The 7,744-nt window shown below is 55.6% G+C and carries 6 protein-coding genes and 1 pseudogene; all 7 read right to left on the bottom strand.

Going from position 1 to position 7,744, the window contains the following annotated elements:
• A pseudogene (locus tag AVKW3434_RS24065) lies at positions 1–1,981 on the bottom strand (putative Ig domain-containing protein); the annotation flags it as partial.
• 260 nt (positions 1,982–2,241) lie between these two features.
• A complete protein-coding gene (locus tag AVKW3434_RS24060) occupies positions 2,242–3,114 on the bottom strand; it encodes a hypothetical protein (protein WP_284407853.1) in 873 nt (290 codons plus the stop codon).
• Positions 3,107–4,291 carry an alpha/beta hydrolase family protein gene (locus AVKW3434_RS24055; RefSeq protein ID WP_284407852.1) on the bottom strand — a complete coding sequence of 395 codons (1,185 nt, stop codon included), beginning with the start codon at positions 4,289–4,291 and terminating at the stop codon, positions 3,107–3,109. Before AVKW3434_RS24055 ends, AVKW3434_RS24060 begins: the two co-directional genes overlap by 8 nt.
• 1 nt (position 4,292) lies before the next feature.
• Entirely contained in the window at positions 4,293–5,213 is a 921-nt protein-coding gene (locus AVKW3434_RS24050) for a hypothetical protein (protein WP_284407851.1), read from the bottom strand.
• Positions 5,206–6,414 (bottom strand): lipase family protein, encoded by a 1,209-nt coding sequence (locus AVKW3434_RS24045; protein WP_284407850.1) that lies wholly within the window; start codon positions 6,412–6,414, stop codon positions 5,206–5,208. The genes AVKW3434_RS24050 and AVKW3434_RS24045 overlap by 8 nt, the downstream gene beginning before the upstream one ends.
• Positions 6,415–6,421: 7 nt before the next feature.
• On the bottom strand, positions 6,422–7,342 hold the full coding sequence (locus AVKW3434_RS24040) for a hypothetical protein (protein WP_284407849.1): 921 nt from the start codon (positions 7,340–7,342) through the stop codon (positions 6,422–6,424).
• Positions 7,335–7,744 (bottom strand): hypothetical protein (locus tag AVKW3434_RS24035; RefSeq protein ID WP_284407848.1); only part of this gene is annotated, 410 nt, incomplete at its 5' end. The genes AVKW3434_RS24040 and AVKW3434_RS24035, both read right to left, overlap by 8 nt.

Below are 7,744 nucleotides of genomic sequence, written 5' to 3'. Positions count from 1 at the left end.
CGCCGCCCACCAGGGTGTCGTCGCCTGCACCGCCGATCAGCACGTCGTTGCCGGCGCCGCCTTCCAGGTAGTCGGCACCGCCAAGGCCTGTGAGGGTGTCGTTGCCGGCGCCTCCGTACAGGTGGTCACCGAGAGCGTTGTCGTATCCGGTGAGGACGTTGTCCTTGTCGTTGCCGAAGATCAGGTGCTGATCCGGCAATCGATTCTCCCGACTGCCACGGGTGCTGAAAAGGGTGTCTTCGCCCGTGTCGGGATCGGTGTAGTGGAAGAAGGTCACCTGCCCGGGCGTCGCGCGCACATCGAGCACTTCCTCTGCCTGGTTGTTTTGCTGGTTGCGCAGAACGACGGCCTGCAGCAAGATCGACCGATCCTTCATCCATTCGTCGGTAAAGCCCGTTGGCGTGGCCTTGGACTTGTCGGCCTGCCAAGCGCTGTAGTCGGCGGCACGGGTGCCACTCCAAACCGCCTCCAGAGCGGTTTTGGCAGCAGCATCGGCCCCGGTGATCCAGACCGGGCTCAGGTCCTGCAACGCCAGCAGCGCGCCGAAGTCGTTGCGCGCCGCCGCACGAATGCCGGAGTCTGGAACCCGCAGCACGAGCTTGCCCGCCACTTTCTTCTCGGTGGCCCAGTCGCTGATGGCCTTGAGCCGCGCGTGCAACTGATCCCGGCCGCTGTAGCCATCCTGGGCCTCGATGCGCGCCCACGTACCGCCATTCGGGTTGCCTTTGAGATCCGTGCCCTGGATGCCGAGCGTGTGCGTCACGGCATTGACGAGGTTTTCCAGGCTGGTGCCATCGGCCTTGCCCTGCCCGCCGCTGTCCGCCGAAGACGGCTTGTTCGACGCCGCTTTCAGGGCAGCGTTCAACACGCCCTGGTCAACGGAAGGCATGAGCGATACCAGGGTCTGCTGAACCGACAGGCTGTCGGCGATCAGCGCGAGACTGTGGGTGTCGCCGAAGTCGTTCTGGCCGAAGTTGTCCACCAGCAGCTTGGCTTCCCCGGCCCGCCAGGAGGCACTGCCCATGTCGGCCAGCACGGTACCCCGGTACAAGGGCTGGTCCTCGATCCAGATGGGGGTTTGCTGGCCGTAGTGGATTTGCGAGTTGGCGACGGCCGAGAAGTCGCCCAGCGAGCCGAAGTTGGAGCCGTAGAGGTCGTAGAAATTGGGCTTGGGCGAAGCCAGCGCATTGCGCCCCGCGACGGCTTGGAAGGTATTGCCCGCCAGACCGGCCGAGGGTGCGGTGTTCTGCGCGGCATGCAAAACCGCCAACTGGTAGTCCAGCGATGCGCCTTCGATGGCCGCGAGAGACACGGGCTGCGCGGCGACCCCCCCGGTATTGGGGATGCCATTGTTCACGCGCTGCGCTTCGTTGGCGATGGACAGCATGCGGCGCAATGCGTCGCGCAGCAGTTGCAGCTCTGCCCGCGTGGCCTGGCTGGCGATGGGTTGCTCCAGCCGCGCGGTCAGCTCATCGACCGATTGCTTGATGGCGCCGGGACCGCTGGCCTGGGCCCCTTGGCCGGCTGCAAACTTGCTGCTCAGTTCCGCGTAGCGCTGCGCCCCTTCGGTGGTCACGAAGCTCGCCGCGTTGCTGCCCTTGCCCCGATGGGCGGTGAAGTCGTCCATGGCGGCGCTCAACGTGCCGCCGTTTTTGACGAGCCCGACGCCTGCGCCATTGAAGGTGTAGGTGGAGGCAATGCGCCCAGCCTCGCCCTTTTCTTCGCGCAATTGGTAGAACGCCGTCGCCAGGTGCCCGCCCAGGCTGTAACCGGTGACGGTGAAGCGGTCGGTGGCACCGAGCTTTCCGCTCGCCTGCAGGTCCGCATACCACTTCTCCATGTCCGCGATCTGGCCGAACGCCCAGCCTTTTTCCTTGATCTCCAGCGTGTTTGTCGCCTGGTTGTCGCGCGCCGAGTCGTCGGCGAATTCGGTTGAGCGCAGGCTTATGACCAACTCGCCGGTTTCCTTGTGTTTAAACAAGGTGCCACTGAAGCCAGTGGATGTGTTGGCGATGTGTTCTACGATTGACCAATCATTAGCAAATGCGTTGGCTTGTGTCGGAGAAAATCTACTAGAACGAGTATTTCCCGCAGTAAGAATGCCAGTTGGAATACTCTCAATAGAGGTTGGAGTTCTTATTCCAGGCGCTGATTCTTTGGGCAAAATGAAAGCTTCTGCAGCCATTTGCAAATCAGCATACTTGATGTAGGTGGAAATCTGATTGGTCATTTTCTTGCCAATTATTTCAATACTTTTCTAGAGAACAATTGCGTTGGATACCTAGCATCTTGCCCCAGTTGTTTTGGACAAGTAACAGCAAAAAGCCAAGGCATTCGATCTCCCTCTCGACTTCCGAACCCCCCTTCAAAGGAGTACCAAATCTTTTGAGCAATTACTTCATTTATTCTTGAGTCCTTAATTGTCACCATCGTTCCCGCAATCCAATTTTCACGCCCTATGGGGTCATCCAAATTTTGGTATGAAATGGCATATTGAGCAGCCGGCTCACCCAATGGTTCTTTAACAATTTTTCCGGCACTAATTTGATAACGGAAAATTTTTCCATCACTCTCTTTCACATCAACAAATTTATAGCCAAGGTATGAAGATGTTTGATTAATAAACGACTCTTTTTCGGTCTTCGACAATTCACGACCAGACGGTTGAAACTGCTCAACCTTCCAAGAAGTCAGAAAAGCACCAACGTATTCCTCACCTCCAAACTGATTTGGCAGTGCAGCATCTGGCCAATTAGCATCGTAATAATTGGCGCCTTCACGCGGCGAGCGAATATTAAGAAGCAATACCCCTTCTACATTTTCTATTGATTTATATATTTTCTCTCCTGCAGTTTTGCATCGCTCATCAAAAAGCGCCTTTGCTTTCGTGTATTGCTGCTTTCTCGCTTCACCTGTCTGCTTCTGCTCTTCATATTGCCGATAGCTCTTAATCGGCAATATCGAGCCCACTCCAAGAACGATCAGCACCCACAGCGCCTTGTGCGGATTGCGCCGAGGCGCCCACGCTGCAATCAGTAGTGCGATCAGCACCACCGCGACGTATCCCCACCCCATGACTTGCAGCAGGGATTGGGTCATCCAGTAATCACGCATGGTTTGCCTCCCGCTGGCAGGCTTGCGTCAAAGCGCTCATTGCTTTCCTTTCCTTGCGGTTTTTTGAACTCAATTGCCCTTGTGCCCTAGTAACAATTGGGCAAGTTGCTATATTTTTTATAGCGATCATCATCGTTTTACGCATACAAGAACTGGTCAGCGCATTGCGCCCGGCGACGGCTTGGAAAGTATTGCCCGCCAGACCGGCCGAGGGTGCGGTGTTCTGCGCGGCATGCAAAACCGCCAACTGGTAGTCCAGCGATGCGCCTTCGATGGCCGCGAGAGACACGGGCTGCGCGGCGACCCCCCCGGTATTGGGGATGCCATTGTTCACGCGCTGCGCTTCGTTGGCGATGGACAGCATGCGGCGCAATGCGTCGCGCAGCAGTTGCAGCTCTGCCCGCGTGGCCTGGCTGGCGATGGGTTGCTCCAGCCGCGCGGTCAGCTCATCGACCGATTGCTTGATGGCGCCGGGACCGCTGGCCTGGGCCCCTTGGCCGGCTGCAAACTTGCTGCTCAGTTCCGCGTAGCGCTGCGCCCCTTCGGTGGTCACGAAGCTCGCCGCGTTGCTGCCCTTGCCCCGATGGGCGGTGAAGTCGTCCATGGCGGCGCTCAACGTGCCGCCGTTTTTGACGAGCCCGACGCCTGCGCCATTGAAGGTGTAGGTGGAGGCAATGCGCCCAGCCTCGCCCTTTTCTTCGCGCAATTGGTAGAACGCCGTCGCCAGGTGCCCGCCCAGGCTGTAACCGGTGACGGTGAAGCGGTCGGTGGCACCGAGCTTTCCGCTCGCCTGCAGGTCCGCATACCACTTCTCCATGTCCGCGATCTGGCCGAACGCCCAGCCTTTTTCCTTGATCTCCAGCGTGTTCGTCGCTTGGTTGTCGCGCGCCGAGTCGTCGGCGAATTCGGTTGAGCGCAGGCTTATGACCAGTTCGTTTGATTTACTGTTGCGAAATAAAGTGCCGGAAAAACCTGTACTCGTATTTTGCTTGTGATCTACCAGTACCCATCCCTCTTCAAGCAATTGCTGCGCTTGAGTTGCAGAAAACCTACTTGATCGGTTATTTCCCAGTCGGAGACTGGCAACATCCATTACAGCTCCAGACAAACCGAAAAATGATTCAGCCGCCATTTGAAGGCTGCTATATTTTTGATACAAAGAAACTGTGTTTGCCATATTAATTCCTCTTCTCACTCGGATGCAGAACTTTATTTACAAAGCTCCATGCATTTTCTTGGCGGGAGGGACATTGGGGTGCGTAAGTTTTTGCCCAACCCCACGGGTCACGAAAACCATCAGTACTACCTTGCCCTGTATCCATTAGATAGCCGCGCCGTTCAGCAATAACTTCATGGCTACTCACGTTTATTATCCTAAGCAAACCTCCAGCAATCCAATAATCTCGATCCTCTCGGGTTGAAATGTCTTCCCAAGCAATACCGAATTTCGCGGCAAAATCTGTGACAGTCTTCCGCTCAAGCGCAAAAAATCTCCCATCTGAGTCTGCGCCATGGCCTGTACTTTTAACATGCGCCGAAAAGTACTCGTTTGTCACATCTGAAGCACGCTTAAAAACTCCCGTATATCGATATCGAGCACCGTCTCTTGGATCAGTAGTTTCTACAAATTTATATCCTCTTGGAAAATCGGTCAGCAACTTGCCTTCCGACCCATATCCTCCAAGCAAAAGTTGATAAATGCACCCTTCACCGCTACAGTCTTTTCCATATGGATCATCTAGCGCATACTGGTCTTTATTTAAACCATCAGATCGCCATTTCATCCAAACCACCCCCTCCACATTTTCAAATGTGCGATTTATCTTCTCCGCGGCCGTTTTGCATCGCTCATCAAACAGCGCCTTTGCTTTCGTGTATTGCTGCTTTCTCGCTTCACCTATCTGCTTCTGCCCTTGATATTGCCGATAGCTTTTGATTGGCAATATCGAACCCACAGCAAGAACAATCAGCACCCACAGCGCCTTGTGCGGATTGCGCCGGGGCGCCCAAGCTGCAATCAGCAGTGCGAGCAGCACCACCGCGACGTATCCCCACCCCATGACTTGCAGCAGGGATTGGGTCATCCAGTAATCACGCATGGTTTGCCTCCCGCTGGCAGGCTTGCGTCAAAGCGCTCATTGCTTTCCCTTCCTTGCGGTTTTTTGAACTCAATTGCCCTTGTGCCCTAGTAACAATTGGGCAAGTTGCTATATTTTTTATAGCGATCATCATCGTTTTACGCATACAAGAACTGGTCAGCGCATTGCGCCCGGCGACGGCTTGGAAAGTATTGCCCGCCAGACCGGCCGAGGGTGCGGTGTTCTGCGCGGCATGCAAAACCGCCAACTGGTAGTCCAGCGATGCGCCTTCGATGGCCGCGAGAGACACGGGCTGCGCGGCGACCCCCCCGGTATTGGGGATGCCGTTGTTCACGCGCTGCGCTTCGTTGGCGATGGACAGCATGCGGCGCAATGCATCGCGAAGCAGTTGCAGCTCTGCCCGCGTGGCCTGGCTGGCGATGGGTTGCTCCAGCCGCGCGGTCAGCTCATCGACCGATTGCTTGATGGCGCCGGGACCGCCCGTCTGGGCCCCTTGGCCGGCTGCAAACTTGCTGCTCAGTTCCGTGTAGCGCTGCGCCCCTTCGGTGTTCACAAAGCTCGCCGCGTTGCTGCCCTTGCCCCGATGGGCGGTGAAGTCGTCCATGGCGGCGCTCAACGTGCCGCCGTTTTTGACGAGCCCGACGCCTGCGCCACTGAAGGTGTAGGTGGAGGCAATGCGCCCAGCCTCGCCCTTTTCTTCGCGCAATTGGTAGAACGCCGTCGCCAGGTGCCCGCCCAGGCTGTAGCCGGTGACGGTGAAGCGGTCGGTGGCACCGAGCTTTCCGCTCGCCTGCAGGTCCGCATACCACTTCTCCATGTCCGCGATCTGGCCGAACGCCCAGCCTTTTTCCTTGATCTCCAGCGTGTTTGTCGCTTGGTTGTCGCGCGCCGAGTCGTCGGCGAATTCGGTTGAGCGCAGGCTTATGACCAACTCGCCGGTCACTCGATTTTTAAAGACGGTGCCAGAGAAGCCAGTAGCGGTATTACTTTTGTGCTCTACAACCTGCCAACCTTCATCGATAAATGTCTTAGCTTGGCTAGCAGTGAACCTGCTTGATCGCTCGTTGCCAACTATTAGATTTTCAACCGTCAACTCCCCCACGTAAGTCGCACCGGCGCCAGCTGCTTTTTTCCCGTAAAGAGCTTCGGAAGCCATTTGCAGATTGGCGTATTTTATATAAGCGTTAACATCGTTTACCATAATCAACTCAATGCTTAGGATTTAAAACTGCACGAATAAATTTAAAATTATGCCCATCTACTGATGGGCATGTACTAACGGAACTTCTTGCCCAAGCCCAAGGACTTCGCTGACCGCTAGTACTGCCTTGGCCCGGATCCATCAAGTAACCAAATCGCTCCGCTATAATTTTTTGCGTCTGGAGATCGGTGATTCGTATAACACCGCCAGCAACCCAGTATTCTCGGTCTTCTGGGGTAGAAATATCTACCCAAGTCACTCCGTAGCGCGCACTAAATTCCTTAACAGGATCCTTCTTTATAGCAAAACCATAAACATCCAACGCGGGCTCCGAACCCGTATTCTTCCTATATTGTTCGATTTGCTCCGCCGACCGCTTGTGAACTGAAGTTATAACACCGGCATATCGGTACTTCATCCCATCTGCTGGATCAATACTTTCTATGAAACCGTACCCATTAGCACGCTCCTTGGCGTCTTCTGGGTTCAGATTTTCTCCAGTGGTCACTCTGAGCATATTTTTTATACACGCCTCCCCTCCACAATCTCGCCCGTACGGATCGCTCAGTCTAAATTGATCACCGTAATTAATATCTTCCGGCCGCCACTTCTGCCATAAAAAACCTTCAACCCCATTAACAGTCTGATAAATTCTTTCCCCTGATCCTTTACACCGCGCATCAAATAGAGCCTTTGCTTTCGCATACTGCTGTTTACGAGCCTCAGCCATCTGATTCTGCTCTTCATACTGCTGATAGCTCTTAATCGGCAATATCGAGCCCACTCCAAGAACGATCAGCACCCACAGCGCCTTGTGCGGATTGCGCCGAGGCGCCCACGCTGCAATCAGTAGTGCGATCAGCACCACCGCGACGTATCCCCACCCCATGACTTGCAGCAGGGATTGGGTCATCCAGTAATCACGCATGGTTTGCCTCCTGCTGGCAGGCTTGCGTCAAAGCGCTCATCGTCGTTCCCTGGGTTCTGTTTTTTGCGTCGAATCGCCCTGATGCCCTAGTACTGATTGCCCTGATTGCTACTTTTTTCATAGCAATCCCAAGCTTTCGCTGGCATGCCCGTTTCACATCGCTCACGGTCTTACCCTTCCTTCCTTTATTTTTTGAGTCAGATTGCGCTCTTGCCCTAGTGTCAATTGCCTTCGTTGCTTCACTTTCGATAGCAATCCCCTCAATCAAGATGTCGGCGCCCACCCCCACGTTGCCCACGAAGGCCACCCCGTCGTTCATCTGCGCGAAGGTGCGCTGCGTGCCCGCGACGTAGGCGCGCGTATCGCCGGCCGGCGGCTTGATGTCCTCGGCCCGCATGGCCA

Source organism: Acidovorax sp. SUPP3434, from assembly GCF_030159015.1.
Taxonomy (GTDB): Bacteria; Pseudomonadota; Gammaproteobacteria; order Burkholderiales; family Burkholderiaceae_C; genus Paracidovorax.
This window is presented reverse-complemented; position numbering and strand designations above follow the sequence as displayed.